This window comes from Pseudenhygromyxa sp. WMMC2535 (assembly GCF_011083025.2).
In genome coordinates, this window is sequence record NZ_JABJWV010000001.1 from 4,216,277 (window position 1) to 4,243,276 (window position 27,000).

The 27,000-nt window shown below is 67.9% G+C and carries 23 protein-coding genes and 1 pseudogene; 11 read left to right on the plus strand and 13 right to left on the minus strand.

Going from position 1 to position 27,000, the window contains the following annotated elements:
• Positions 1 to 6 precede the first annotated feature (6 nt).
• A complete protein-coding gene (locus G6O69_RS16600; protein WP_172304474.1) occupies positions 7 to 2,529 on the minus strand; it encodes a serine/threonine-protein kinase in 2,523 nt (840 codons plus the stop codon).
• 68 nt (positions 2,530 to 2,597) lie between these two features.
• Positions 2,598 to 2,948 carry a hypothetical protein gene (locus tag G6O69_RS16605; protein ID WP_172304475.1) on the minus strand — a complete coding sequence of 117 codons (351 nt, stop codon included), beginning with the start codon at positions 2,946 to 2,948 and terminating at the stop codon, positions 2,598 to 2,600.
• A gap of 195 nt (positions 2,949 to 3,143) precedes the next feature.
• Here G6O69_RS16605 and G6O69_RS16610 point away from each other — a divergent pair, with 195 nt between their 5' ends.
• The 4 genes from G6O69_RS16610 (at position 3,144) to G6O69_RS16625 (ending at position 7,296) form a co-directional block, all read left to right on the plus strand.
• Positions 3,144 to 3,797: a TrmH family RNA methyltransferase gene (locus G6O69_RS16610; protein ID WP_217909850.1), complete on the plus strand. Its 654-nt coding sequence runs from the start codon at positions 3,144 to 3,146 to the stop codon at positions 3,795 to 3,797.
• 367 nt (positions 3,798 to 4,164) lie between these two features.
• The gene (locus G6O69_RS16615) at positions 4,165 to 5,256 is read left to right on the plus strand and encodes a hypothetical protein (RefSeq protein WP_172304477.1); all 1,092 of its coding nucleotides are present in this window, start codon (positions 4,165 to 4,167) and stop codon (positions 5,254 to 5,256) included.
• 134 nt (positions 5,257 to 5,390) lie between these two features.
• Positions 5,391 to 6,143, plus strand: coding sequence for a hypothetical protein (locus G6O69_RS16620; RefSeq protein WP_172304478.1), 753 nt, complete (start codon positions 5,391 to 5,393; stop codon positions 6,141 to 6,143).
• Between the two features lie 88 nt (positions 6,144 to 6,231).
• The gene (locus G6O69_RS16625) at positions 6,232 to 7,296 is read left to right on the plus strand and encodes an aldo/keto reductase (protein WP_172304479.1); all 1,065 of its coding nucleotides are present in this window, start codon (positions 6,232 to 6,234) and stop codon (positions 7,294 to 7,296) included.
• A 144-nt stretch (positions 7,297 to 7,440) separates the two neighbouring features.
• Here the strand turns inward: G6O69_RS16625 and G6O69_RS16630 are convergent, their stop codons facing one another.
• The 5 genes and pseudogenes from G6O69_RS16630 to G6O69_RS16650 all read right to left on the minus strand — a co-directional run bounded on the left by G6O69_RS16630 (position 7,441) and on the right by G6O69_RS16650 (position 11,205).
• Positions 7,441 to 7,797 carry a hypothetical protein gene (locus G6O69_RS16630; protein WP_172304480.1) on the minus strand — a complete coding sequence of 119 codons (357 nt, stop codon included), beginning with the start codon at positions 7,795 to 7,797 and terminating at the stop codon, positions 7,441 to 7,443.
• A gap of 150 nt (positions 7,798 to 7,947) precedes the next feature.
• Entirely contained in the window at positions 7,948 to 8,226 is a 279-nt protein-coding gene (locus tag G6O69_RS16635) for a hypothetical protein (protein ID WP_172304481.1), read from the minus strand.
• A gap of 170 nt (positions 8,227 to 8,396) precedes the next feature.
• Positions 8,397 to 8,531 (minus strand): annotated as a pseudogene (locus G6O69_RS40255) (integrase core domain-containing protein); the annotation flags it as partial.
• A 112-nt stretch (positions 8,532 to 8,643) separates the two neighbouring features.
• Positions 8,644 to 9,648, minus strand: a complete 1,005-nt coding sequence (locus tag G6O69_RS16645; protein WP_172304483.1) for a pirin family protein — start codon at positions 9,646 to 9,648, stop codon at positions 8,644 to 8,646.
• 123 nt (positions 9,649 to 9,771) lie between these two features.
• Complete coding sequence (locus G6O69_RS16650; RefSeq protein WP_172304484.1) at positions 9,772 to 11,205, minus strand: hypothetical protein; 1,434 nt, start codon at positions 11,203 to 11,205, stop codon at positions 9,772 to 9,774.
• 70 nt (positions 11,206 to 11,275) lie between these two features.
• Here G6O69_RS16650 and G6O69_RS16655 point away from each other — a divergent pair, with 70 nt between their 5' ends.
• Positions 11,276 to 11,851 carry an MYXO-CTERM sorting domain-containing protein gene (locus G6O69_RS16655; RefSeq protein WP_176396887.1) on the plus strand — a complete coding sequence of 192 codons (576 nt, stop codon included), beginning with the start codon at positions 11,276 to 11,278 and terminating at the stop codon, positions 11,849 to 11,851.
• Between the two features lie 14 nt (positions 11,852 to 11,865).
• Here the strand turns inward: G6O69_RS16655 and G6O69_RS16660 are convergent, their stop codons facing one another.
• On the minus strand, positions 11,866 to 14,010 hold the full coding sequence (locus G6O69_RS16660; RefSeq protein WP_172304486.1) for a restriction endonuclease subunit S: 2,145 nt from the start codon (positions 14,008 to 14,010) through the stop codon (positions 11,866 to 11,868).
• A complete protein-coding gene (locus G6O69_RS16665; protein WP_172304487.1) occupies positions 14,007 to 15,470 on the minus strand; it encodes an N-6 DNA methylase in 1,464 nt (487 codons plus the stop codon). The genes G6O69_RS16660 and G6O69_RS16665 overlap by 4 nt, the downstream gene beginning before the upstream one ends.
• Before the next feature lie 100 nt (positions 15,471 to 15,570).
• On the opposite strand from G6O69_RS16665, the gene G6O69_RS16670 reads away from it, so the two are divergent.
• Both G6O69_RS16670 and G6O69_RS16675 read left to right on the plus strand, forming a co-directional pair.
• Entirely contained in the window at positions 15,571 to 16,137 is a 567-nt protein-coding gene (locus G6O69_RS16670) for a Uma2 family endonuclease (RefSeq protein ID WP_172304488.1), read from the plus strand.
• Positions 16,121 to 17,206, plus strand: a complete 1,086-nt coding sequence (locus G6O69_RS16675) for a hypothetical protein (RefSeq protein ID WP_217909851.1) — start codon at positions 16,121 to 16,123, stop codon at positions 17,204 to 17,206. Before G6O69_RS16670 ends, G6O69_RS16675 begins: the two co-directional genes overlap by 17 nt.
• On the opposite strand, the gene G6O69_RS16680 is transcribed toward G6O69_RS16675, so the two are convergent.
• Positions 17,131 to 17,385, minus strand: a complete 255-nt coding sequence (locus tag G6O69_RS16680; RefSeq protein WP_172304489.1) for a hypothetical protein — start codon at positions 17,383 to 17,385, stop codon at positions 17,131 to 17,133. The two genes, G6O69_RS16675 and G6O69_RS16680, sit on opposite strands and share 76 nt — an antisense overlap.
• Before the next feature lie 75 nt (positions 17,386 to 17,460).
• A complete protein-coding gene (hsdR, locus tag G6O69_RS16685) occupies positions 17,461 to 20,700 on the minus strand; it encodes a type I restriction-modification system endonuclease (protein WP_172304490.1) in 3,240 nt (1,079 codons plus the stop codon).
• A gap of 661 nt (positions 20,701 to 21,361) precedes the next feature.
• On the opposite strand from hsdR, the gene G6O69_RS40260 reads away from it, so the two are divergent.
• Entirely contained in the window at positions 21,362 to 21,496 is a 135-nt protein-coding gene (locus tag G6O69_RS40260) for a hypothetical protein (RefSeq protein WP_255215801.1), read from the plus strand.
• Positions 21,497 to 21,836: 340 nt separating this feature from the next.
• Positions 21,837 to 22,442: a hypothetical protein gene (locus tag G6O69_RS16690; protein ID WP_172304491.1), complete on the plus strand. Its 606-nt coding sequence runs from the start codon at positions 21,837 to 21,839 to the stop codon at positions 22,440 to 22,442.
• Here G6O69_RS16690 and G6O69_RS16695 read toward each other — a convergent pair.
• Both G6O69_RS16695 and G6O69_RS16700 read right to left on the minus strand, forming a co-directional pair.
• On the minus strand, positions 22,417 to 23,736 hold the full coding sequence (locus G6O69_RS16695) for a radical SAM protein (RefSeq protein ID WP_176396888.1): 1,320 nt from the start codon (positions 23,734 to 23,736) through the stop codon (positions 22,417 to 22,419). The genes G6O69_RS16690 and G6O69_RS16695 overlap by 26 nt on opposite strands.
• Positions 23,737 to 23,817: 81 nt before the next feature.
• The gene (locus G6O69_RS16700) at positions 23,818 to 24,060 is read right to left on the minus strand and encodes a hypothetical protein (RefSeq protein ID WP_172304493.1); all 243 of its coding nucleotides are present in this window, start codon (positions 24,058 to 24,060) and stop codon (positions 23,818 to 23,820) included.
• A 225-nt stretch (positions 24,061 to 24,285) separates the two neighbouring features.
• Between G6O69_RS16700 and G6O69_RS16705 the strand changes: the two genes are divergently transcribed.
• Positions 24,286 to 24,555, plus strand: a complete 270-nt coding sequence (locus G6O69_RS16705; protein ID WP_176396889.1) for a hypothetical protein — start codon at positions 24,286 to 24,288, stop codon at positions 24,553 to 24,555.
• Positions 24,556 to 24,850: 295 nt separating this feature from the next.
• Positions 24,851 to 26,998, plus strand: coding sequence for a DUF4157 domain-containing protein (locus G6O69_RS16710; protein WP_172304494.1), 2,148 nt, complete (start codon positions 24,851 to 24,853; stop codon positions 26,996 to 26,998).
• Positions 26,999 to 27,000 lie beyond the last annotated feature (2 nt).

Below are 27,000 nucleotides of genomic sequence, written 5' to 3' on the forward strand. Positions count from 1 at the left end.
CAGGCCTCACCCCGGCGGCACGAAGTGGTCCTCTGGCACGACGACGCCGACCCACAGGCCCGGGTCGCCGGCGCTGGCGAGGCGGCGAACGCCGACCCAGTACCCGGCGCGAGCGTTCAGCTCGACGCGGAAGACCGCCTCGGGGCGCCCGCGCTCGACCCACTCGCGGTGAGCCGCCTGGGACAGGGGGGCCTGGTCGAGGGATTGGATCCGCGGGGGATCGGCCAGCAAGGCCGCGCGATCATTCTCCGGGACCTCACGCGGGAGGCCGAGGACGCGCGCGCTCGCGTCGAAGACGAACACCTGTCCGCGGGCCACGCCGCGGGGGAGCGCGGCGCTCGAAGCGGTGAGGGCCCGCGGCTCCGCGGCCTGGCCAGCGAGGAGATCCGCCTCGATCGCCCCGGCGAGCTCGTCAATCAGGACCTGGGCGACGCGATCGCCCTCGACCTGCGCGCGCATGAGAGCGCGCCAGCCAGTCGCGCCGACGAGGACCAGGCCGAGGGCGAGCACGCCCGCGAGGATCCGCAGGCCGGCGTAGGTGATGCGCCGGCGTTGCTCGCGAAGTTCGCGCATCCCCAGCTCGGACTGCATGGCCTGTGCCCAATCGGACAGGGCTTGCTCGTCGGCCAGGCGCACGTCGAGGTAGGGGCCCTCGATGCTCAGGCTCACGCTCAGGCTCGACAGCTGCCCGCGCTCGAGCCTCGCCGAGGCCCCGGTCCCGTCGGCGCGGACACAGCGACGCTGCTCGACGAGGCCGAAGGCGTCGACGGTCGCGGCCGCCGGGGAGATCGCCGGCGCGGACGCGGACGCGGACGCGGACGCGGACGAGGCGCTCGCGGCCGCGCGCTCGCCCGAGATGCTCGATCCGCCCAGGGGGTCCGCGCTCGAGATCCGCAGCGCGCTGCTGACCCAATTGCGCGAGCTGGCGATGGCCAGGAGGGTGTCGGTGAGCCGCGGGGCGCCGATCAGCGTCTGGTCCGATCCATGCAAGGTCAGCCGGGCGAGCTGGAGCTCGGGCTCGGGCTCGGGCGGGGGCGGGCGCTCGGCGAAGGAGCGCAGGCCGAAGCGGGCGAGGTTGAGGTCGCTGTTGTCGAGGGCCGCGCGGGCGAGGAGCAGCTGCGCGCGGCCGAGGCCGTGGTAGGCGGTGAGGTTGCCGGGCCACGACTCGAGGGCCTGCTCGAAGCTGGCCACCATCTTGGCGATGCTCTGGTAGTCGACGGCGACGTCGAGCTCGCCGCGCTCGAGCAGCGCGAGCTTGTCCTGGGCGCGGCTGGCCTGCTTGGCCGAGTCGTAGTTGCGCAGGGCCTGGCGCAGGGCGGTGGCGAAGGCCTCGGCGTCGTGAAAGCGCAGGCTCGGCTCGCTGGCCAGGGCGCGGACGATCACCGGGCGCAGCAGCGTGTGCCACGGCCTGAGCTTGCGCGGGATGTCCTCGGGGAAGGACCAGACGTTGGCCTTGGCCCGGGTGATCACCTCCTCGACGCTGCGCCCCTCGTGCAGCGGGCGGCCGTAGAGCACGTGAAAGAGCACGGCCCCGAGCAGGTAGACGTCGGTGGCCAGGCCGATGCGCTCGCGCTGGGCCTTGGCGGTCTCCGGGGACATGTAGGCCGGGGTCCCGCAGACCAGGGCCGAGCGCGGGAGGTCGGCGAGGATCCAGGTCTTGGCCTCGCCGAGCTCCGCGAGCGGGCTGAGGGCCACGGCCAGGCCCCAGTCGACGAGCAGGACCTCGCCGTAGTCGCCGAGCATCACGTTGCCGGGCTTGATGTCGCGGTGGATGACCCCGCGGCTGTGGGCGAAGGCGACGGCCTGGGCGACCTCGAGCAGGATCTCGAGGTGGTCGCGGAGATCGAGGACGACCTCGTCGCCGGCCGCGGTCCGCCGGCGATAGGCGCTCAGCGCCTGATCCCAGGGCGTGCCGTCGATCAGCTTCATGGTGTAGAACACCCGGCCGACCTGGTCGCGGCCGAGCTCGTGGACCGTGACGATGTTGGGGTGGTCGAGGGCGCCGGTCAGTCGGGCCTCGCTCTCGAATTGCCGGACCACCGAGGACAGGCGCTCGCGACCCTTGCGCAGGCGCTTGAGGGCCACGCGCCGGCCCAGCGACTGCTGCCGCGCCCGCCAGACCTCGCCCATGCCGCCCTCGCCGATGCGCTCGATCAGCTCGTAGGCCACGCCGGACTCGGGCGCGCCCGGGGCGGGGTCGCTCGCGTCGCGCTCGGAGCGTTCCCCGGCCTCGCGCACGGGGATCACGAACGGCCCGCTGTCCTGGGTCGAGAGCACCCCGTGGGGCTGCTCGGTGATCTCGTAGACCGAGGCGTGGAGCTGGGGGTCGCGGGTCGGCGAGTCGCTGTCGAGCTCGATGGTCGGGGCCAGCGGCGGCGGCGAGTCGGGGTAGGCCGGGCGGATCGAGGCCATGGGATCCCCGCTGCCGAGCTGGGGCTCGGCCGGCTCGTGGGTGAGCCGCTCGTCCGAGCGATCGACCGAGCGATCGACCGAGTGCTCGGAGTTGCTGGGGGTGCCGTCGATGGCCATGGCTGGTGCGCCGCAGGGCCGGGGCCCCATTGTAGGGGTCCCCGAGGCCTTCGCGCGAGCCCGGAGCCTCAGCCCATGTCGATGAAATTGTGGATGTAGCCGCAGCTCGTGCAGGCGTAGGAGCGAACCGGGGCCGAGGCCGTGAAGCCGCCGTCGGGGGAGCCGAAGCGCAGGGTACTCATCTTCAGGGGCAGGGGGTTGCGGACGTCGTGGCCGGCGACGATGGCCACGGGCAGGAGGTTGCCCTGACACATCACGCAGCTCATGCGCACGTTCTTGCGCCGGGCCTCGAACTCCTCGCGCAGCGCGCTCTTGAAGCGATCCTCGGACGCTTCGAGGGCTTCGCGCAGGCGCTGGTTTTCGCGCTCGAGGATCTTGACCTCGAGCAAGAGCGCCTGCTGCTCGTCCCGGTACGACATCGCGCGCGACGAGTATATCGCCGCTCGCGGCCGCTGGTCTCGCCTGGTCTTCGAGCCGGCCCAGGGCCAGCCTACGGGGGGCCGAGGGCCCATCATCGGCGGCCCTGCGCGGCCCGGGAGCAGGGGGCGCCGCCGCGCTGCCAATGACGGGCGCGCGGCTTTTCAGCGCGCCAGCCCCCGCGTATGGTCCCCGCCGTGCGCTACCAGCCGCGCCTGTGCTCCTCCGCGGCCTGTGGCCTGCGCTTCCCCGTGGCCGAAGGCAGCGAGCTGGGCGCGAGCTGCCCGCTGTGCGGCGCGCCGACCCACTTCGTGGGCGAGCCCTACGAGACCCACGAGATCCGCTCGACCCGGGTGCCCTCGGGCCCGCCGATCCAGGCCCTGCTCGACAACGTCCGCAGCCTGCAAAACGTCGGCTCGATCTTTCGGGCGGCCGACGGGGCGGGGGTCGAGCACCTCCACCTGGGCGGCTTCACGCCCACGCCGGACCACCCCAAGCTGGTCAAGACCGCCCTCGGAGCCGAGGCCAGCGTGGCCTGGACGCGCCACGCGGATCCGCTGGCCGCCGCGACCGAGCTGGCCGCCGCGGGCCTGCGCCTGTGGGCGATCGAGGGCGGCCCGGGCAGCCGCGACATCTTCGAGCTGCTGGCCGACGTCGGCGGGCCCCAGGACCCGGGCATCGTGCTCGTCTTGGGTCACGAGGTCTCGGGCGTCGACCCGCGCATCCTCGCGCTGTGCGAGCGGATCGCTCGCATCCCGATGGCCGGTACCAAGGGCTCGCTCAACGTGTCAGTGGCCTTTGGGGTCGCTGCGTATCTGCTGCGTCACGGCCCCGGCGTCGTCGTGACCTGAGAGTCTGTGAATCCTTCCCCCACGACGCCATGCACGCCCGAGGACCCCGATGCCGGTGTCCCGAGGCCTCGAAATACACCCGCTATGCCTTCGGCTCCGGTCCTGGGCCTCGGGGCCCAGCGACGCACCTGACGACGTACGGGAGAGATTCACAGACTCTGAGCTTGCGCGAGAACGAGCGCGCGCGCCCGTGCGTTGTGCGCGAGGCCGTCGTGAACATGAGCTTGGGTATGAATACGAGCTATTGTTCCGAGTGAAATCGTTACATTCAAATGTCGATGTTCGATTTCGTGCTCGCCCGCAGAGCGGTTGTAAACCCGTTCAGATCGCCGTTGAAGCGGCCTCAATGTCGTGGAAGAGTCGAGCGATGATGGGACGACGCGTGAACCTCTTTTTGTCTTCGAGCCTCGTGTTCAGCCTCGCCTGCGCCGGCGACGACGCGGGCTCCACCGGCGGCGGGCTCGGGACCGACACGGACACCGCCAGCGAGGATGATGTCACCGCCGAAGGCAGCGGCGAGGCCAGCGGCGAGGGCAGCTCGGGCAGCGGCGAGGAAGAGAGCGCGGACACGAGCTCAGGCGAGGGCGAGAGCGCGGACACGAGCTCAGGCGAGGGCGAGAGCGCGGACACGAGCTCTGGCGAGGGCGAGAGCGCGGACACGAGCTCAGGCGAGAGCGAGAGCGCGGACACGAGCTCAGGCGAGGGCGAGAGCGCGGACACGAGCTCGGAGAGCGAGACTGGCGAGTCCGAGACCGGCGACGTGGTCGAGCCGTGGTTGCTGAGCGTCAACAACCAGACCCACGAGCTGCTCAAGCTCCGGGTCTCGGACGGCGCGGCCGTGGCCCTTTGCGAGCTCGACGTCACCGACGGCTACCCCTCGACCACCTTTGGCCTCGACGGCACGCTCTATGGTTCGAACAGCAGCGATCAGACCCTGGACATCATCGACCCTTGCACCTGCGAGGTCACGCCGATCGGGCCGACGAACTTCGGCTCGATCCCCGGGATCACGGCCAACGGCCTCGAGCTCGAGGCGCTCTACGGCGTCAGCGTGTCCTACGACGTGCTCCTGACCATGAGCACGCTGACCGGCAACGGCACGGAGATCGGCCCGCTGGGCCTGGACTTCCACTACTCGGGGACCTCGTGGTCGAGCGAGATCGGTGGGCTCTACGCGATCAACGACACCACCAACACCCTCTACACCCTGAGCACGGCCACCGGCACGGCGACCCCGGTGGCGCCCCTGGACGTGCCCTTCGACTCCGTGGGGATCGAGTGGCATCCCGAGACCGGTGAGCTCTACGCCTGCACCAACGCCAACAACAACTACGTGCTCTACAGCGTGGATACGGACACCGGCCACGCCGAGGCGATCGGCGACCTGCCGCACAACTGCAACAACCTCGCGGCGCCCTGGGTGACCGTGGCCTGCGTGGACGAGGTGCCCTTCGACTGACTCTGTCGGCAGGCCGAGTGGAGCGAGCGCGGTGGGCGTCGAGCCCGCCGCTCTCCTTGTCTTGCCCGTCGTCTTGCCCGTCCGTCATCGGCCAAAAATTTTCAGGCCGAGCACGGCTGTGCCAGCGTGCCGCCATGCGCGAAGGCGAGCCCAGCGAGGCGTCCGAGACCGAGGCCGATATCGACGCGGAGATCGAGCCCGAGCCCGACGCCGACGCTGATATCGAAGAAGGCGAGCACCAGGCGCGCCCCCGTCCGGGCGCCGGCGGCCAGCGAGGCCGCGCGCTGGCGCAGTGGATCCTCGCCAACAGCTGGATGCTGCTCGCCGCCGGCGCGGTCATGGTGCTGTTCAACGTCGTCGAGTTCGAGCCGCCGGAGCAGGTCCGCCTCGACGAGGCCACCGTGGATTTGGTCGGCGAGGCCCCCGCCCAGGAGTTCGACCCGCAGCTGCCCAACCCCCAGGCCGTGCAGATGCGGGCGACGCTGCGGCTCTACCCCCGCGTGGACATGGACGTGCGCGAGGTCGACCCGCAGATCGACGCCAAGGCCCGGGTGCTCTCGCAGCCGGTGGTGACCACGATCTACGCCATGAACGCGAACATCGATCAGACCGTGCGCCTCGACGGCGGCGAGCTCGAGATCGACATTCAGCTCAGCGGGACCCCGCGCCTCGGCGAGGCCGCCAGGAACGAGGTCCCGCCCCTGCACCTCGAGCAGGAGCTGACCGTGACCAGCCGCAGCAAGCCGTGGCTCGGCGAGGCCCACGAGCAGGTCCAGCTGCACACCCGCGGCTCGCTGACGGACGTCGAGGCGCGACCCTATCGCTGGGTCTTTGTCGTCGAGGGCAAGCTCTTCTCCCTCGATCTCGAGCTCTACCGGGGGGCTTGAGCGCCGCTCCTCCCGACTTGGGGAGGTCGCGACGAAGCGTGACATGCCGTCGGTAAAGACACGGGGCGAAGCCTCGTATCATCGGCGCATGTCCAACGAACTTCGCTATCGACTCCTGGGTCGCTCGGGCCTGCGCGTGTCCGAGATCTGCCTGGGCACCATGAGCTTCGGCAACCAGTGGGGCTTTGGCGCCGACGAGGCCACCAGCCACCAGGTCCTCGACGCCTTCGCCGAGGCCGGCGGCAACTTCCTCGACACCGCGAACAAGTACCACGGCGGCGAGACCGAAGAGATCGTCGGAAACTGGCTGCAAGCCGCCTCGGGTCGCCGGGATCGCACGGTGGTCGCGACCAAGTACACCCTGACCATGGACCATGGTGACCCGAACGCGGCCGGCAACCACCGCAAGAACCTGGTCCGCGCCGTGGAGGGCTCGCTGCGTCGGCTCCAGACCGACTACATCGACCTGCTGTGGGTCCACGCCTGGGATCCGTGGACGCCCTGGGAGGAGACCATGCGCGGCCTCGATGATCTCGTGCGCGCCGGCAAGCTGCTCTACGTCGGGGTCAGCGACACCCCAGCCTGGGTGGTCTCGGCCGCCAACGTCGCCGCCGAGCTGCGCAACCAGACCCCCTTCGTGGGCCTACAGATCGAGTACAGCCTGCTCCAGCGCACCCCGGAGCGCGACCTGCTGCCGATGGCCGAGCACTTTGGGCTCTCGGTGCTCGCCTGGGCCCCGCTCGGCGGCGGCGTGCTCACGGGCAAGTACACCCGCGGCGACGCCAGCGACTCGCTGCGCAAGCAGGGCAACGACGCCCACGGGCGGACCGCCGCGCGCAACCTGGAGATCGCCCGGGTCGTCGACGCCGTCGCCGACGAGCTCGGCGTGACCTCGGCCCAGGTCGCCACCGCCTGGGTCAGCGCGCAGGGCTACCGCTATTTGCCGATCGTGGGCGCGCGCAAGGTCGGGCAGATCACCGACACCATGGGCGCCAGCGCGGTCACGCTCAGCGAGGCGCAGCTGGCCAAGCTCGACGCGGCCAGCGAGATCGAGCTGGGCTTTCCCCATGACTTCCTGGGCTCGGATCGGGTCGAGGACCTGGTGCATGGGGAGGTCCGCAGGCGCATCGACGCCCGGCCGAAGCCGGTCTGAGGGACGCGCGGGCGCAACATCGTGCAGGTGGGGGCAGACTCGCCTTGCCCCCCAACTGCACGATGTTGCGCTCGCAGCGAAGACGCTGCGGATGGAAGAGACGCCTGCTTGGTGATCACTAGCGTGGGTCCAGCGGATGCCGAGCTAGTCATGGGCCGTCATCGACCCTCCGACGAAGAGGGCGTCCGCATAGACGAGCCGAGCGTCGGTGGAGCCGGTACGGTCGTGGCGGCTCCGTATCATGCAGAACTCAGGGTCGTCCACATAGCCGCCGGCATCGATGTCGGCCTTGATCTGATCCTGAAGCTCGCAAAGTGCATTGAGAGCGGCCTCTCGGAAGGACGCAGAGCTATCCGCAAGTACCTGCTCAGCGAGTACTTGAGCGAGCACTTGAACCTCGCTTTCCGGCAGATTATTTGCCACATCGGTCACTTCGTCTGCGGAGCGCTCTTTCATCTTCGGGTCTGAGCTTGATAGTCCTTTGATGATGTCGTTGTACATCGATCTACTCCTTGCCGGGGCCTCGTAGCGGGTGGGTCTGGCGGTCACCAGCTGCACCGTGCGTTCGCGGAGAAGCTCGACCAGCCAGGCCCGGTAGCGATCGTGGGCAGCGTTCCGGTCCGCGGACACGGAGAGCGTTCGACCCGTGACCTACGGCTTTGATGCTGCCAGAGTTTTGACCTGAGACTCCACTCGACGCACGAGTTCCGGTGGTCCGTGAATCGACAGCCCGACGTAGGTCTCGGCCTCAACCACAAGCCGTTGGCCATCGATTTCGACTTCGAGGGTCTCCATGTCCTGGGAGCCTCCGACTCCACGAACATGAGTACTCGATTCAGCCCCCAGCTTGCCAAGAACGTCCTCGACGAGCCGTCGTAGTCCCTCGTCGTGTTCATCTCCGAGCACCACCGTTATCTCATTCGCGTTCATTTTCCGAACTTCAGGTCCTTGATCTCGACGGGCTTCAGGAAGGGGCTTCAGGAATTCGGGTTGGTCGCAAGAGAGCTGGGATAGAGGTCGAGGCTGCCGCAGTGGAACAGGATGGCGTTGCAAAAGCGAGCGCGGTTGCGGTAGCCACAGGCTCGCTTCTCGAGCGCCTGGTGGATGTCGTGGGGGGTCATCAGCCCCAGGCGGCTGTGGTGATGTTCGTTGTTGTACCAGTTGAAGAAGTCGCGGCAGTGGCTCTCGGCATCGGAGAGATCATCGAAGCGCCCGGGATACTCGGGTCGGTATTTCGCCTCTCGGGGACTTCGCTGTCTCACACTTGTTGTCATAGAGGGCCAAGACGTCGAGAAAGCGTGCCTCGAGCGTCGGCCTCGCCCGCGTCCATGAGTTGGCCGAGTCGGCTCAGCGCTCCTCTCGGCGCCCATCGGCGTGGATCGCAAAGCGCCCGGCCTCGCGGGGATGCACCGGGTCGTCGCGCTTCCACGGCCACCCGCCAAAGTGCGTGCGCCGATAGTCGACCATGGCCTGTTGAAGCTCGGCCTGGGTGTTCATCACGAAGGGTCCGCGCTGGGCCACGGGCTCGGCGATCGGCTTGCCCTGAAGCAGCAAGAGCTCGGCCTTCTTGGCGCCGTTGACCAGCGGCAGCGGCTGGTCGGGGCGCAGGCGCATGCCGCAAGGTGGCGCGACCTGATCCCCGACCTGGAGGCTCTCGCCGGCGAAGAAGTAGAGCGTGCGGTTGCTGCCGGGCTGCGCGGGGGGCAGGGTCCAGCGCGCCCCGGGAGCCAGCTCGATCGACCAGATCGCCACGTCGGCGTCGGGCTCGGCGGCCCAGGACTTGGGCGGCGGCGCGGGCGGCTTGGCGCCCTCGAGCGCGCCGGCGACCACCGTCACGCGCACCGCTCCGCCCTCGAGCTCGAGCTTGGGGACGGTGTCGCTCCACAGCATCGCAAAGTGCGGCTCGACCATCTTGTTGCGGGCCGGGAGGTTGAGCCACAGCTGAAAGAGCTCCGCGGGGTTCGGCGCCTCGGCCTCGAGCAGCGGGAACATCTCGCAGTGCACGATGCCCGCGCCGGCGGTCATCCACTGCACGTCACCTTGGCCAAAGCGCGCCGTGGCGCCCAGGGAGTCGCTGTGGTCGACGTAGCCGCGGCGCATCAAGGTCACCGTCTCGAAGCCGCGGTGCGGGTGGCGAGGGAAGCCCGGGACCACGTCGCCGTGGTACATGCGCCAGCCTTCCTGGGGCTCGAAGTCCATGCCGATGTTGCGCCCCGCGAGGCTCGCCGGCGGCGGCCCGAGGGTGTCGGTGCCCGCGGGGTAGTGGTCCTCGTGGTGCACGCAAAACAAGAAGGGATCGAAGGCCGGCCAGGCGAAGCCGAGCTCGAACGCGGCGAGGACGGGGGATGTCATGGTGGGAGTGTGACCCCAGGTGTCTGGCGTGGCTAGGGCGAGTAGAGCGCGGTTCTTCGCCTGCCCTGAGGTGACTGCGAGGGTAGATGGGTGTGTTCGAAAGAAGAGATGAGAGACTGTGGATCACGGCGGCATGAGCCCGCAGCTCCCCACCGCACAGCTCAGGGCCGGCTCGCTGGCGAAGGTGCTCACGCCGCCCTGGCACAGCTCGGCCACGACCGCCTCGTTCTCGGGCGCCAGCGGGTTTCCGTCGAGATAGAGCTCGTGGCAGAGGTCGGGATCGGGGTCGAACATCCACTCGGCCGCGAGCAGCGGGCCGAGGTCCTCGATTTGGTTGTTCATGAGGTCCCAGTGCAGGAAGGGAGCCCAGGTCGCCATGGGCGAGATATCGGTGAGTCCACTGTCGCTCAGGTGGACCTCGACGACGCTCAGGCCCTCGGGCAGCGGACCGAGGTTGGGCATGGCGTAGGCCACGAGCCGCCACAGCGTCGGCACGGTCGCCAGCGGACTCAGGTCCACCACCGGCGTCTCACCGACCCCCAAGCTGCCCAGGGCCGGGTGACCGGTCAGCGGACCGAGATCCGCCACCGCCGTGGCCGAGACATTGAGACTCTCGAGGGTGGGGATGGTCGCCACCGCACTGATGTCATCGACCCCGCTCGAACCACAGCCGAGCTCGATCAGCGCCGGGTGACCGGCGAGAGGCCCGATGTCGCCAAAGGGGCTCCCGTACAGCTCCAGCGTCTCGAGCCCGGTCACCTGGGCCACCGGAGCGATGTCCTCGATGCCGGCGTTGTAGGTCCACAGCGTTCGAAGCTGCTCGAGCTCGCCGATGAAGGACAGATCGGGTAGCAGCGTCCAGCTCAGCCGGAGCTCCTCCAATGACACGAGAGCGCCGAGCTCCTGCGGGTTCTCGAGGACGCTGGACGTGAAGATGAGCCGGCTCAGGGGTGCCTTGCTCTCGGCGAGGATCGCGACGTCGAAGCCGTCGAAGAGCAGGACCTCCAGCTTCTCGAGGGCGGGCAAGGTCGCCAGCGGCTGGATGTCCGGGGTGCCCGACACCGACAAGAAGAGCTCGCGCAACGCGGGCAGACCCGCGATCGGAGCCAGATTGTCGATGGCGCTGCCGCCGAGGTGGAGCTCCTCGAGGGCCAGGGCGCACTCGAGACCCTCGAGCGAGTGAACATCTCCGTCGAGAATGAGCCGGTCGAGCCCGGCCATGGCCTCGGCGTCGATGGGCACATCGTCGGGCAGACCGAGGCGCAATCGGACCCGGACCTCGAGCTCGGGGTCGGCGAACTGCACCGGATTGCAGCCGTCGACCACGCCGGTCTCCGTCTCCGTCCCGCTGCCGGTCTCGCTCGTCGTCGTGCCGACCTCGTCCGTGCTCGAGCCCTCCGTGCTGTCACCTGCGCTGTCGCTGTCCTCGGTGGTCGTGCCCAGGTCGTCCTCGTCGCCTTCGTCGAAGCCCGCCGGACGGCCGACGCAGCTGGCGAGCAGACCCAGGAGCGAAAGCTGGGCGAGGAGCCCTACCCTGCATTCGGTAGGAGAGATCATGCCGAGAGTCTAGTGTGCGCGGCAGAGGACTTGAAGGGCCCCAGGCTTGGAGCACCGGCCGCTGACTTCGTTGCTCGTCAGTCATTTGTGCCCGACAAACTCCCTCCTCGCGCCTCGTCAGCAACCGGCGGTCCGGCGCCTGGGACCCTTCAAGTCCTCTGCCGCGCACACTAGCAGGGGCGAACTCGTCGATCTGCCAGCGGTGTTCGATGGCCTCGAGCGCCGGAAGGCGTGCATGATCATGGCCGGCGGCCGGGTCTATTGGGAGGACGGGCGCACGACGGTCATCTTCGACGGCAGCGGCCGCTCGGCTTCAGCCTGCCTGTGCCTGACCGAGGAGGAGTTCGAGACCAAGTCGCGCCACGACGAGCTCGACGACATGCTCTACGAGCTCTGCGAGACCCTGGCCGTGCCCTACGAGGCCGACTCGAACGACTGCCTGGAGCACTACGAGGCGGGGACCTGGCTCCCGGGGGGTTGGTGGGCGGAGGGCGAGTTCGCGTCGATGGGCCGCAACTATCCGCCCTGCGAGGGAGACGAGGTCGAGGGCTGTCGGATCAGCGAGCGCGGGCGCTCCGGCGGGTGGCTGGCCCTGGCCTTGCTCGCCCTCGTGGGGATGCGCCGGCGGCGGTCGAGCCCGAGCTGATTCGAGCCTCGGGCTCAGCTCGCGCGGCGCAATTGCTGGGCGTCGACGCGCTCGAACACCCCGCGGCGCACGGCCGCGTTGAAGGCCGACTTGATCGCGGCCCGGGCTCCCTTGGTGAGGCGGTGAAAGCCCAGGTGGGCCAGGAGCGCGCGGGCGAGCTCGTCGCGCGCGTAGACGCAGCGCCGCCGGGTGATCGAGCGCAGGGCCGCGACCAGCTCGTCGCGCTCGTAGTCTTCGAGGCGGCGCGTGGCCAGGCGCAGCTCGTCGCCGGTGCCGCCCTCGAGGACCCCGCGGCGCACGGCGGCGAGCAGGTGGCCGTCGAGGCGCTTGCGCAGCGGGGCGCTCACGCGCTGGTAGCCCAGGTGCTCGGCGAGGGCGTGGAGCGTGGCCTCGCGCTCGACGGCGCCGCGGCCCCGGAGGAGGACGCGCAGCTGGGCCATGACGGCGGGGGCTTCTTCGGAGGGATCGACGCGGGTCGGCGTGGGGGCGGGGGCGGGGACGGGGAGGGTGGGGAGCTCGAGCTGCCCGCGGGGGGGCGGCTTCGCGGCGGGGGGCTCGGGCTCGGGCTTGGGCGCGCGCTGCTTGGCGGGCTTGGATTTCTTCTTGGGGGAGGCGGCGGCCCGCTCGGCGCGGATGCGCTCGAGGAGCACGCTGGCGGGCTCGTCGTTCGGGTCCTGGGGGACGAGCTCGCCGCGGAAGGCCTTGGCGAGGATGGATTGGTCGAGGGCGGGCAGGCGCTCCCGTTTGAACTCTACCGCGGCCATGGTCCTTGTCGCTCGATCGAGATACTGTCGAGTAAGAACAGAAATTCGGGTCTGTTCGTCGATAGGTGGCAAAGCGATCGGGACTTGCCTTGCATCCGCAACGTTGATCCTCGGCATTGCGAGTCCGAAATGTTTGCTCTTCATCCATTCTTGAGCTTGGGGAGAGCTCAGGTAGTCAGCAAGATAGTCGCCTTGGACGGCAAATGAGGGGCGCATGCGGACAGCGCCCTGGGTAATGTTTGCGCCGTCGAGGCCCGGAGGGACAATGGCAACGCGAAGGTGACGGATGATGCACAGTAAAATGTCGCCTTCTTTGAGCTCGGATTTGGGTTTGGTGGCAGCAAGTTCGGGCGACATGCGCCTCAGCTGATGGACCAAGACGGTTCCATCGACAATGTCTTGACCTCGAACATAGGGGACTCCGTCATCGATTTCGGGGCCTGGCTTGACAACGCCATAGGTGATTATCGTGTCAGGGTGAACAATCTCAGCCGTACTCGCCCAACACCACCCCTCCGGCAGCTCCGGCAGCCCCTCCTCATCGACCGGCTCCGGCTCGACATACTTCGCCTCCGCCTTCGCGCGCGCGGCCTCCACCACCTCGGCCGCGTCGGCCTCGGTCCAGGGCTTGCCGGCGGCCTGGGCCTTGGCGCGGGCCTTGGCCTCGGCCTTGTCCCCGGCGGCGGCGATGAAGCGGGCCTTGCGCTCGGCCCGGATGCGCTCGAGCAGCGCGCTCGCGGGCTCGACGTCGGGGTGCTGCTCGCGCCAGGTCTTCGTCAGGTCGCCCCGGAAGGCGGCCGCGAGCACGGACTGGCGGAATGCCTCGAGCAGCGGCGGGATCGCGTCGAGGGCCCGCTTCGCGGCCTCGCTGCGGGCCTGGAGGGCCTCGATCTTGGCGACGATGCGGCGCTGCTCGTTGAGGGGGGGGACGGGGACTTGCGTTGCCCCAAGTTCTCGAAGGTTCAGGGTTTTGCGGGCCACCTCTCGTGACTCAAGAATGAGGTGGTGTTGAACGTATGGAGTGGAAAGTGCGAATGCTGTCCACTCTGGAAGAGCAATGTGCTCAGGAAAAACCCTGGCTACGGCCCTGGCGATGTTCGCTCCTGCAAGTTCTTTTGTGGCGACGGCGACTCGTCCGATGGAGCCCACGATGGATATTAGTACCTCTCGGCCTTCTAGACGGGAACGGGCGTATTGGTCGTCGATGTTTGGAGCGATTGTGCGAAGTGCGCTTGTGTCTATTTTTCCGTCTTTAATATCGCAAACACGAACGAGGTGAATGCCGCCGGGGACTTCGGGGCCTGGTTGTACGACTCCATAGCACAGAGGTTTGTCGGCTCGGCAAAGGCTGCTGATAGAGGCCGAGACCCAGCCTGTAGGAAGGCTCGAGCTCATCCCTCCAGCTCCTCCATCAGCCCCTCCATCAGCCCCTCCATCTCCTCCGTCGCCACCCGCAGGTGCTCCAAGATCTCCGCCGCGATCACCTCCGGCGCCGCGAGGTCCTCCACCCGCCCGGTCGACTCATCCCGCAGCCAGCTGATGTCCAAGTTGTCCCCCCGCTCGCGGATGAACCCCCGCGTAAAGCAGCGAAACCTCCCCTCCTCGCCCTCGTCCCGCCGCGCCCCGCTGCCGTCGACGGCGTCGCCGAAGGCCTCCTCGAAGGGCCGCAGGGCCTCGCGGGTGAAGGGCGTGCGCTTGCCGAAGCTGGGCATGTTGGTGCGCAGGTCGTAGACCCACACGGCCTCGGTGTTGCCGGTCTCGCTGCGCCCGCGCTCGAAGAAGAGCACGTTGGTCTTGACCCCCTGGGCGTAGAAGATCCCCGTGGGCAGGCGCAGGATCGTGTGCAGCTTGCACTTGTCCATGAGGTCGCGGCGGATCTTCTGGCCGACGCCGTCCTCGAAGAGCACGTTGTCGGGCAGGACCACGGCCGCGCGCCCGCCGGGCTTCAGCCCGCGGTAGATGTGCTGCAAGAAGGCCAGCTGCTTGTTGCTGGTCTGAAAGGTGAAGTCGTCGCGGGTCGGGCCGCCGCCGCCCTTCTTGGTCCCGAAGGGCGGGTTGCTGAGGATCAGGTCGGCCTTGGGCAGGGCGGCGCCGGCGTCCGAGAGCGTGTCGCCCCGGCCGACCTCGCCCTGGATGTCGTGGAGCATGAGGTTCATGAGCAGCAGCCGGTGGGTGTCGGGCACGAGCTCGAGGCCGCGCATGGCGTGGCGGCGCTGGAACTCCTGCTGCTTGGGGCCGAGGGTGAAGAGGTCGTCGGTCTGCTCGCGGATCGCCCGGTTGGCGGCGACCAGGAAGCCGCCGGTGCCCGCGGCCGGATCCTGGACGACCTCGCCGGGCCCCGGCTTGGTCAGCGCGACCATGCAGTCGATCAGCGGCCGCGGCGTGAAGTACTGGCCGGCGCCGGACTTCTTCTCGCTGGCGTTCTTCTCGAGCAGGCCCTCGTAGAGGTCGCCCAGGCCCTCCTCGCGGGCCTCGTACCAGTCGAGCTCGTCGATGCTCGCGACCAGCTTGGTCAGGTTCTTGGGCTCGCGCAGGGCCGTGCTGGCGTTGGCGAAGATCGCCGTGACCTCGGGGGCGACGCGCTGCTCTTTGCCCTGCTCATCCTCGAAGGTCGGCTGGCTGAGGTCGACCAGGAGCTTGCGGTAGAAATTGAGGCGATCGAGGCCGTCGAGGGCCACGAGGTCGCCCCAGCGCCGACCTGCGGGCAGCAGCGCCTCGTTGTCCGTCTCCTGCATCATCTTGAGGAAGAGCAGGTAGGTCAGCTCGGTGACGTACTGGTGATAGGTGATGCCGTCGTCGCGCAAGACGTGGCAGAGGTTCCAAAGGCGCGCGACGATGTCCGAGGTCGTGCTCATGATCGGGGGGGCACCTTAGCCGCTCGCGCCGCGGGGAGCCAGGCGGCGGCGGGACCTGAGTGCGAGGGGGTGGGAGGCCAGAGCGTGCTATGCTCCTGCCATGGCTGAAGCCGAGGTCACGTGCATGAGCTACGCGGAGTACCTCCGGCTCGAGCGGGGCAGCGACACCAAGCACGAGTACCTGCGCGGCGAGGTCTACGCGATGGCCGGGGGCACCCCCGAGCACGCCGCGCTGATCGCCGCCGTGACCATCGAGCTCGGCGTCGCCCTGCGCGACAGGGCCTGCCGGGTCTATGGCTCCGACCTGCGGGTCCGCGTGCAAGCGACGGATCTGAGCACCTACCCCGATGTCAGCGTCGTCTGCGGACCCCTCGAGACCGCCGACGAGGACGGCGACGCGGCCCTCAACCCGATCCTGATCGTCGAGGTGCTCTCGGACTCGACGGAGGCCTACGACCGCGGTCAGAAGTTCGCCCACTACCGGCGGCTCCCGAGCCTGCGCCACTACGTGCTGGTCTCGCAGGGCGAGGCGCGCCTCGAGGTCTACAGTAAGGGCGAAGACGGGGCGTGGATCTTCACCGAGGCCGGGGCCGGCGAAGCCGTCGAGCTGGGCGCGATCGGGGTCTCGCTCGAGGTCGACCGTGTCTACCGTGACCCGCTCGCCTGAGGGCGGCCGCCACCTCCCCTTCGTGCTCGCGTCGATCGCCGTCGTGGGGGCGTGCGTGGATCAGCCGCCCTTCGAGCTGCGCTACGAGACGGAGCACCTGCGGCTCGGCGTGGCCGAGGGCGAGCTGTGCGGCGGGGATCTGGCCAGGCTCGAGCAGCACATCGCCAACCTCGAGGGCCAGCTGTCCACCGAGTTCGAGGGCAAGGCCGACGTCTACCTGTGGCGCTCGTCGCCGGCGGCGCTGGACGGCTACTGCGGCGGCGACTGGGGCTGCTACCACCGCGAGACGAAGACCATCTATGCCAGTGAGGGCTCCCTGGGCCACGAGCTGGTCCATGCCCTCGCCATCCCCCTGGGCGATCCCTCACCGATGTGGTCCGAGGGCATCGCCGAGGCCCTCGACATGCGCCGGAGCTTTCGGGGCTCGGTGCTGCCGACGGACAATTTCTTCCGCGGCGAGGACGAGGTCAGCTACGCCAGCGCGGGTCACTTCGTGCGCTGGGTCTGGGATCGGCACGGCTCGCAGGCGGTGCGGGACCTGCTCACCGACACCCGCGATCCCGAGCTGGCCTTCGAAGCCGTCACGGGGCAGACCCTCGCCGAGGCCGAGGCCGAGTATCTCGCCGAGGCGCCCTACGCTTTCGCGCAGCTCGCCTCGTGCGAATTTCCCGAGCTCACGCGCGACGGCGACACCCGCTGGAGCGAGTCGATCGTCATCGACTGCGCCAACTCGGACACCCTGTCCGACGCCTCGGGCGGCATCGGGACCTTTCGAACTTTCGAGGTCTCGGCGCGCGGCGACTTTCAGCTGAGCTCCGACGCTAGCACGCTGATGATCCAACGCTGCCCGGATGAGGATCTGCCGGTCAAGCCGGAGGGCGAGGACCCCGAGGCGGGGGATGTCCCGTCGGCGACGGCGGCCTCACCGGAGGGGCTCGTCTACACCGTGGACGCGGTGGGGGCGGGGGAGGTCCTCGACCTCGCGGCGGGTCGCTACGAGCTCATCGTGGTCGAGGGCGGGCCGAGGACGGTGGGCGTAGAGATTTCACGGCTGGACCCGACGCCGTGAGAGAGGCCGTGGCTGCCGTTCCTACTCGATGCGACGGTCGACATGCTCAGCTGGATCTCGCGCCGCAGGTAGTCCTGCTGAAAGGCGGTGAGCTCGTAGCGCCCGGGGACGAGGTCGAGGATGTGGTCCTCGCCGCCGGGGAGGGCGAGCACATACTGCTCGCGGAAGGCGGAGGTCACCGGCGGGACATCGCCCAGCGCCGGGTCGAAGTCCTCGGGGTCTTCGAGCTCCCATACCCGCTGTGACCCTCGGCCTCAACCCGCGTCGTCCCAGACCGCCTCGCGCAGCTCGCCGAGCACCTGCTCGAGCTCGCCGCCAAAGATCTTGTCCAGGCGCTTGAAGCCGCCCTGAGCCTTGAATGCCTCGTCCTCGTCGATCACCGCGCGGTCGACGACGCGCTGGACCTCGAGCTGCTTGGCGATGCGCTCGAGCCACTTGCGCTGGGGGGCGCTCCAGCTGCGGGCGGCGAGCAGGCGATCGAGGGCGGCGCGGACCCGCTGCTCGTAGGGCACCAGCGCCTCGCCGAGGGCTTGCTGGCGGATGAAGCCGATGATCGAGGCGGCGATCTCGTGGTTGGTGGACTGGCGCCAGGCGGCCTCGAGGACGGCCTCGGTGTAGCCGGCCTGGGCCAGAGCCATGCGCAGCTCGACGAGCTGGGCGCGGGTCAGGTCGCGGGGGCGCTGGGTGACCACGCTCAGCGCGGGGATGGTGTTGAGGTTGTCGCGCACGAAGGCCGCGAAGCCGTCGAGGTAGTCCTCGGGCCGCCCGTGCTCGCCGTAGCCGGCGCGCACGTCGACGACCTCGTCGCTCTCGAAGGAGATCGGGAGCACGGGGCCGCTGCCGCTGCGCAGTTCGTCGAGCCACAGCGCCAGGGCCGGGCGCGCCTGCCACCAGTCCAGGGTCTGGTCCGGGGACCACGCGCGCATCTGGGCCAGGAGCGCGTCGGGCTCGAGGCCGGTCAGGGTCGTGAAGTGCTCGCCGGCGGCGCCGCGCAGGGCGACGCGCTTGCGCCGGAGCTTGGCGATCAGCTGCTCGCACAGGCGCCGGCGCTCGTCCTCGTGCTCGCCCGCGCCCCCGTCGCCCTCGGTGAGCTTGGCCAGGCCCTCGAGCAGCGTCGCAAAGCGCGTCTGCACGTCGCTGACCACCGGGCGCATGTCGGTGTAGCCGGCCAGGGCGTCGTAGAGGTCGACGGCGTCGAAGATCCGAAAGTGGCGCTTGCCGATGTCGGGGCACAGGCGCGTGGCCCGGCCGAGCATCTGGTCGTAGAGGATGCGGCTGCGGACCCGACGCAGGAACACCAGGTTGACGATCTGCGGGACGTCGATGCCCGTGGTCAGCAGGTCGACGGTCACGGCCACGCGCGGGTTGAGCTCGTTTTTGTAGCGGGCGATCAGCTCGCCGGGGCGGTCGACGGCGCCGGTGATCTTGGCGACGGCGTCCTCCTCGACGGCGCCGTAGACCTCCTTGAAGGCGTCGAGCATGAAGCCCGTGACCTCGTCGGCGTGGCGGTCGTTGGCGCAGAAGATCAGGGTCTTGCCCGGGAGCGAGGGGTCGATCTCGCGGGCGAGCTGGCTGCAGACGGCCTTGTTGAACTCGGGGACGATCGCCCTGCGGTTGAAACCGTCGATGTCGATGTCGATCTCGTCGGGGGTGTGGATCAGGTCCGTGCGTTGCTCGCGGACGCGGTAGACCGAGACCTCCTCGCCGGCGGCCCAGCGCACGCCGCTTTGGCTGCGCGCGGTGGTGATCCGCAGCGGGGGCTCGTGGTCGACGAGGTAGCCCTCGATGACGGCGCGGCGGTAGCGGTAGCGGTAGACCGGCTCGCCGAAGATCTCCGTGGTGTGCAGGGCCGGCGTGGCCGTGAGCCCGATCTTGACGGCGTCGAAGTGGTCGAGGACGCGGCGGTACTTGGAGATGTACTCGCGCTCTGAGCGGTAGTGGGCCTCGCTCTCGGCCAGCTCGCGGTCGAGGTTGTAGCCGCGGTGGCACTCGTCGACGACGATGCAGTCGTACTGGTCCACCGCGGGGGCCCCGGCGTCGGCGTCGAGGCGCCGGACCATGGCCTGGACCGTGGCGATGTGCAGGCGCGTGTCGTCGTCGGGGCAGGCGTCGCGCAGCTCCTTGACGTCGTAGATGTTGGAGAAGGTCTTTTGCTGCTCGAGCTCGAGGTTGTCGAAGGCCTGGTGGGCCTGGACGCCCAGGCTGGTCCGGTCGACCAGGAAGAGCACGCGCTGGAAGCGGCCGGCCTTGATCAGTCGGTAGATCAGGCAGATCAGCGTGCGGGTCTTGCCCGTGCCCGTGGCCATGGCCAAGAGCAGCTCGCGGCGCCCGGCGGCGACGCCCGCCTCGATCGCGCGGATCGCCTCGCGCTGGTAGGGGCGCAGGGGCAGGTAGTCGAGGGCCTCGGCCTCGAGCTTGGTCGCGGCCGCGGCGAGGTCCTGATCGAGGAGCTCGGCGAGGCCCTTGGGCCGGCGCCAGCCCTCGAGGGCCCGGCGGTGGTTGGTGGGCTCGCGGACGTCCAGGAACCAGATCCCCGAGGCCTGGAGGTACTGGCGCAGGTAAGGCCGGCCGTTGGTCGAGAACAAGAAGGGGATCTCGTACTCGCCCCAGGGGCCGAGGGGCTGCATGTCGTCGTCGAATTCGAAGTCCCGGCTGTAGCGCTTGGCCTGATCGATGGCCCCGCGCACGTCCTTGGACTCGCGCTTGGCCTCGACCACGGCGATGGGGCTGAGCCCGCGAAAGAGCACGTAGTCGGCCGGGCCCGAGCGCGTGGGCCACTCGGAGATGGCCAGATCGCGGCCCTTCTCGGGCCGCGTGCCCGCGGCGTGGGTCAGGCGCTTGGAGTCGACCTCCCAGCCGGCCTCGCGCAGCTGGATGTCGATCAGCTCGCGGGTCTGGGCCTCGTTGAGCTCGAGCTTGCCGGCGGCGGCGCGCGCCCGCTCGAGGCGCAGGCGCAGCTGCTGGGCGTCCTCGCCCTCGGCGAGGGCCTGGAGGCGCGCGAGTTGGGCCTCGTGGGCGGCGCGCTCCGTGGGATCCTCGTCGGGCGCGCCGTCGTCGGGCGCGGCGGCGTCAGGGCGCGTGAAGGGGGCGGGATCGAAGTCCGGCTCAGCGGTCGCGCGGTGGAACCACACCGCCAGGGCGTGGGCCATCTCGAGCTGGTGCAGGGCGTCCTGGTCGCTGCCCTCGTCAGCGTGGACGGCGGCGTTGCCGGCCTTGCGCAGGCCGTGGAAGAGCCGAGCGAGCTCGGCGTCGATCAGGCCGCGGTCCTCGAGGGCGTCGATCAGCCGGGCCTGGTGGGCGACGAGCTTGTCGGCCAGGCCGTTGCTGGCGCCGACGTGCTGGGCGAGGAGCTCGCCGAGGCGGCGCAGCTTGGTCAGCGCCGCGGTGGGGTCTCTCGCGAAGTAATGCTCCGCCTGCGCGGCGGTCTTGACCATCAGCGGCGAGTGCTTCGCGAGGAACGCAAAGTTGATCGAGTCGGCGCTCACTGTCGCCATTGTGGGCGACGAGCGAGCGGGAGTTCAACCATGTTCGATCCGCGAATCTCGCTGAGCGCGGGGCCGAGCGAGCTCGCTGGGTGCGGCCGCAGGCCGGGCTCGCCTCACCGCGTCGCCGTCGTCGGCGTAGGCCGAGCAGCCCGAGCAGCGCGAAGGCCGGGATCGCTAGCCACCCGGCGATCTCCTCGTCGCGATTCGAACAGTAGGCGCAGCCGCCCCCGCCCCCGCCACCACCGAGGCTCCCGTGCTTCTCGGGCTTGGGCGGGGAGATCGGTCCCTCGGGCAGCGGCCCGACGTCGGCCTCGATGCGCGCCGCCGCCGACTCGGTCACGTAGCCGCCGAGCACGGCGTCGGGCGGGACGAAGGCGAGGTCCTGGGCGACGGCCGGCTGGCCCGCTCTGATCCCACCGCCGAACTTTCACATGCTCGGGTATCACGGCGTGCTCGCAGCACACGCCAACGCGCGCAGCGAGGTCGTCCCCGGCCCCACACCCGAGCCACTCGAACCGACCCAGCTGCGACTGGAGTTCGACGGTGAAGCAACTGAGCTCGAGGTTCGCAGCAAGCTGGCGTCCCGACACGTGGGCCTGGTCGCTGCGGCGGGTGTTCGCGGTCGACGTCCTGACCTGCGCCAAATGCCAGGGCCCGATGTCGCTGAAGGATGTCGCTGAAGAAGGTCGCGAAGACGCCCGAGGCCATCGCCCGCGTGCTCGCCGAAGTCGGCCTCGGGCCGAGGCCCCCGCCTCGACTACGGCCGCCGCCGCCCGGACAACTCGAGTTCGACCTCACTACTTGACGACAGCCCAGTCCGCCGAGACGGGCTCGCCATGACGCGCGCATGCGACGAGCTGAAAAGTTCGGGCGTTGCGGCCTGGGATGTGACTCCGATGGGGCTCGAGGAGGCACGCCGAGCGTCACGAGATCATCACGCCCCGACCGACATGCCCCGGTAATGACCGTTCATGTAAGCGTGCGGGTTTGACGCAAGCCAAAATTGCCCGGTCGGATGTCTTAGGCGCCTCGGCTGTGAAGCCAAACAAGAGCTGGCGTTCTACGCGCTCGCCCGATGACCCAGGCCCCGATCTTTTATTGCGAGTGCCCGTCATCGCAGCCGCGACCACCGTCAATGAGAAGGCATGCTCACTTCAACGCTGGCTCCTGCATTCCTAAGCCTGTTCGTTTCTGGCCCCTTCGCCTCGGAGCCCGTCGCCGAGCCGATGGCTACCCCCGAGGGGGCGCTCACCATCACCCATGCCGCGGTCGAAGTCACCGACATCGGCGATGGCCAGTTTTCCTCGAGCCTGACGGCTGTCGGATCGATCAGCAATGGCCTCGCGCCCGCACCGACCGCGCTAGCGCTCGACTGCCTGGTGGACAATGCCGTCCAGGTCCTCGATTGCAGCGGCTCGATCAGCGGCCCGGGCGGCGAGATGCCGATCGGCATGACGTGGGTGGAGGGCGTCGCCCACTACTCCACGTCCGCGGCAGCCCTCGACGCCAGCATCAACGGACTGCTCTTCACCAACTGGTACAACGAGTTCCTCGTAAACGTCATCCCGCAGGATGACGACGATGACGACGATGACGACTGTGGCTACTGCGGCGGCGGTGCTCCTCGTGGTGGCGTGATCGTCCTCGAAGATGTGATCGTCACTGGTGATGTCGGAAACGTCATCTTCATGCAAGATGACTGGCTGATCATCGTGGACGGCGTCGTCATGAACCCCGAGCTGATCGACTAAGGTCGTGCACGCCGAGCATTGGCGGGCTCCGTGATCCGCAGCGTAGACCGCCCGGCGGCGAACGGTGCGGGATCGTGGCCCGGCTTGGGGGGCGAAAGCCGAGTCGGGTCAGCGTCTCCTCGACCTCCCGGCTCGTCTGAACGGCGCAGAGGCTGCCCAGCGCCAGTGCGAGCTCGGGGAGAAGCGAGCCATCGACGACACCGATGACCCGATCGAGAGGTCGGAGCGTTGGCCCATTGCGCACTCCTTCTCGACGGTACAGAGGCTCCTCGATCCGGTGGGCTCCCCATCGACCATGGTACAGCCGGCTCGAAGGCTGGGCCATGCGGCGGTAGGGCTCGCCATCGACGATGATCCTGGCGGCGTCTGTACGCGCAGCCTCGAGTCGTTGCTCTTCTCGGAGCCACAGGGCGTCGGCCACGACGCAAAGCTCGGCCTGCGAGGTCTCCATCCACCCTCGCTCACCTCCCATTCGTTCTTCGACGACCTCGGTGATGAGCTGGCCGATCATCATGAGGCGCTTGTCAGTACGGTCGACTTGTGGGATCCTTGCGTTCCTGGGCATCGCGTTTTTCTTTTTGTTTGGCGACTGAAGTTTGACGCGCTCTGCCCTCTTATACTCGTCTGCAAATATCGTGACGGTCACATGTGTATGATGTTCGATGTCGAGCGTTTGACTTGATCGCTGCGACACGCCGGCTGGGTATCTCGGACTCGACTGCCAAATTGACCATGCACGGCTTCGCTGCTCGACCCGATGATTCTGTCGAGTTGTCGTTGGCCCTGGCCTCGACCGCCTCCGCTCGGAAACCCAGCGAGTCCTGCTCAGGCAGCGATCCGTGCCCGTCCCCGGGGTCCCGCGCAGGCTGTCCTCGAGGGCCTCGATCACCGAGTAGATCGAGACGTAGACCAGCTTCAGCCCGGCCTCGGCCATGGCCTGGGCGAACTTGCGATCGGCCATGCGCGTGCCGTTGGTGATCATCCGGACGTGCAGGCCGGCCTCGCTGGCGTAGCGGCAGATCGCCGGGAGCTCGGGGTGCAAGCTGGGCTCGCCGCCGGTCAGGATCACCCCGAAGTAGCCGCGCGCGACGAAGTCGTCGACGAGCACGCGCATGGACTCGAAGTCGTGGGTGTAGGGCGTGGTCGGGTTCGAGCAGAACCCGCAAAAGTGGTTGCAGTGCCGGACGACCTGGATGTAGCGCCGCAGCGCCGCGAGCACGGCGCAGCAGGCTCCGAGCGCCGCGCACGGGGCGTGCGCGCCCTCCGGGCTGCTCGTCGGGACGGCGGACTGCAAAGAACGCGATCGATGTCGCGGACCTGGCTCGAGAGCCCAAGTCCACAGGGTGCAGAGGCGACCGCGTCTCGTGGGGCCAGGTCAGTCTTCGACCCTGACCTCCAACTCTCCCTCTGGCGTCAAAGACACCACCCACGTCTCTCCGAAGCCCGCCATGATGCGGAAAACCCCGTGCTCGCGGACCCAAATGCGATCCGGCTCGTGATGGTTCCCCACGAACAGGCGATACCCCCGCTTGGGTCTCAGGGACTCGATGACGAGCGCACCTAGCTGTGAGCTCGACTCGGTGCCGCCTTCTCCACTGGAGAAGATCGCCGCTTGCAAGGTGCTCAGCTCCGCTAGCCGCGATGGAGAGAGCCGTTTTGGGCTAGCTGTGATCCACAAGCTGGCGCTCTCCACACATGCCGCAGCCACCTCTCCCGGCATCGGCGGCAGGCAATCTCCCTCGGGGCTTGGCTGAAACCCCACCGAGCAGCCTTGCTCGTCCATACAGGACGGCCCACCCGGCGCAAGGCGAGGCGTGAAACGCTCCCCTCGGAGGCCCCACCCATGAGCGAAGTTGCGGAGCCCGAGCACCTCATCGGGCATCACTCGCACGAGCACAGCCGCACCTCGGATCCGCCAACGTTGCGGGCGGGCTGGATCTGCGGAGATCGTGATCTCGGCAGGGGTATCGAGCACCTCCCAGGCTCCTTGTCCTCGTCGTACGCACGTCGGGCCCTCGCTCGACTCTCGGCCTGGCGTGGGGTCGTCACGCCACCACCTGCGAGAAACTTCGAGCGTAGCGGTCGGGCCCTCTCCGATCGCCGGCAGCTCTAGCTGTCGCGGACTACTCTCGCATTGCTCCCCGATGTCCCGCTCAGGGGCCGAGTCACCCGCGGGCTCGTCTCGCGTGTCGAGCCCCGAAGGGGAGAGACGTGAAGGCTCGTCAGGCCGCTCCTCCTTCGCCGGTACGTCCACACGGCAGTTCGTGAGCCCGACTCCGAGGAGAGCGATCGTGAACCCGACGCGAGCACGCATAACCCACACTACCACAACGACCTGCATCTTTCCCATTCTATGAGCCAGCTTGTTGGCCTCCCGCTCCAAGGATAGCCTTCGGACAGGTATCATCATGTTCAAGCTACAGTCAAAAAACAATATCCAGACTTCCCGTCCCAAAAAACCACCGAAGAATGCCATCTCGAGGACCGGGCTACGCCCCTTCACCAGCCCCAGCGTCGAAGCTGCCAGGCGGGGGGTGTCCTCACTAAGCTCCGTCGGGCTCGCCGACACGAAGGTCCTCCGGGGAAGTGACACTGCGCCGCAATTTGAACAACTCGACGCCTCGGCTTTCACCTATGACGACACCATCTATCTGAGCCACAGCGCAAGCAAAGATCCGCACACCATCGCGCATGAGATGGCGCATGCTGCGCAGCAAAAGCTCGATCCGCAGCCACGAATCCAGCGCAGGAAGCGTTCCTCGAATCTCTACACGAACATCCAGAAGGTCGAGGACGGGAAAATCGATGTTCAAGGCGACAGACTATACCACACAATCGTCCGCAAGCGAAAAGGCTATCGCACCATCTCCGAAGTCGCAAAAGAACTCAATGACATCTGGAAAAAGGCAAAGAAGGCTGGCGTCTCCGGATCAGTCGAAATAGACGATGTTGCCAAGGCGATCTTCATGCTCAACAAAGATCGCCTTTTCGCAAGCATGACCTCCGACGGCCCCAAATTCTCCATGTTCTACTGGGAGAGCCGACTGCTGCTCCCGCTAGCGATGCCGAAAATCGGGACCACCGACGCCCCAAAGGTCGACTCTCAAATGATCGCCGATCTCGCCGGCAAGTTCGATCCCGACATGGCGCCGCTGCTGAGCGCGCGCCCCTCAGATCGGAGGACCGAGGAACAGCTAACCCAGTCTGCTGCGTATATCATGTCGCGTGGCAACAGCTCAGATCCAGACGATGTCGAGGACAGCATCGAAAACCTCGCCTCAAAACTCGAAGCCATCGACCTCCGCGAGAGCGAGATCGACATGTTCGGCAACGCCAAGATCGCGGGAATGGAATACATGCTACCATTCTATCGTCTACAAGGAAAGGGGGCAGAGGAACTACGGGCAGATCAAGACCAAATTCGCCTTCAAAGCGAGCAACAAAAGCGCGCACTGGAAACTTTGCGCGCGAGCCAAACCGAGCCAATCGTTACAGCGCTGCTCAAGTTGGCCAACGATCCCCAGACCATGTTCGGCGTGTTCTCCATACTCTGGGACCAGGGGCTCTCTCGCAATGACAACGTCAAGAAAGACGTCGTCCTCGGATTCCTCACCCGAATCAGTGACGCCGACTTCTTGCACCTGACCTCGACACCTCACGGCCGCGACTTCATTGAGCTCATCCGCAGCGAAGTCATCCTGAAGGGGCACGCACGGCTGGAATCGTATGGCAAGATCGGAGACTCTGACAAGAGCGTGCTGCTCGACCGGCTGAAATCCTGTTGCGACCCGATCGATCGGGACAAAGACGAAAACTCATGCATGGGCAAGGTCGCCCTCAACTATGACGAACTATTTCCAATGATGGCGAGCCGAATCTGGAACGATGCATCAGAAGTATCGACGAAGCGTGTCAACGCCGAGGGCTCCAAACGCCGAGTCCACAAAGCGGGAGGGCTATTGCTGCGCGACATCATCGATGTCATGGAGGAGATGGGCATCGCCCGCGAGATCGGGACATCATATTTCGACAAAGATCACTGCTACGAGCACGCCGAATTCCACGAGGATAACCCTCCCGACGAGGACGACCCGTGGGCATGGAAAGGCACCCCCGCGTACCCCGGCAACAAAGACGCGTGCAACCCCTGGAACGGCAGGTTCCCCAAAAACTGCAGCAGCGGCCCGCGCTGGGACCCCTCCCCCATCGACATCATCAAAAATCGGCTCAGCGGGCAAAAAGACGGCCTCTACATGTTCTCCATGTCCATCAATCGCTGGCACACAATTACTGTTCCCACGATCAAGAATGGCAGCAAATTAGAGATCTCGTGGATTGATCAATTGCAGGACGCGCCTGACGCCATGGCCGTCAACCGCGCCAAGCATGGGTGGATGGAGGCCAAGATGTGGAGGTTCGCGCAGAACCGCGACACAACCCGCCTCACGGTGCGCTGCTCGATCCCCGACTCCGTCGTCTATCAGCTCTACCCGACCGCCGAGCTGGAGGCGATCGTTCCTGGCTCTCTGAACTGGTACAAGACCAAGATCGACTGAGG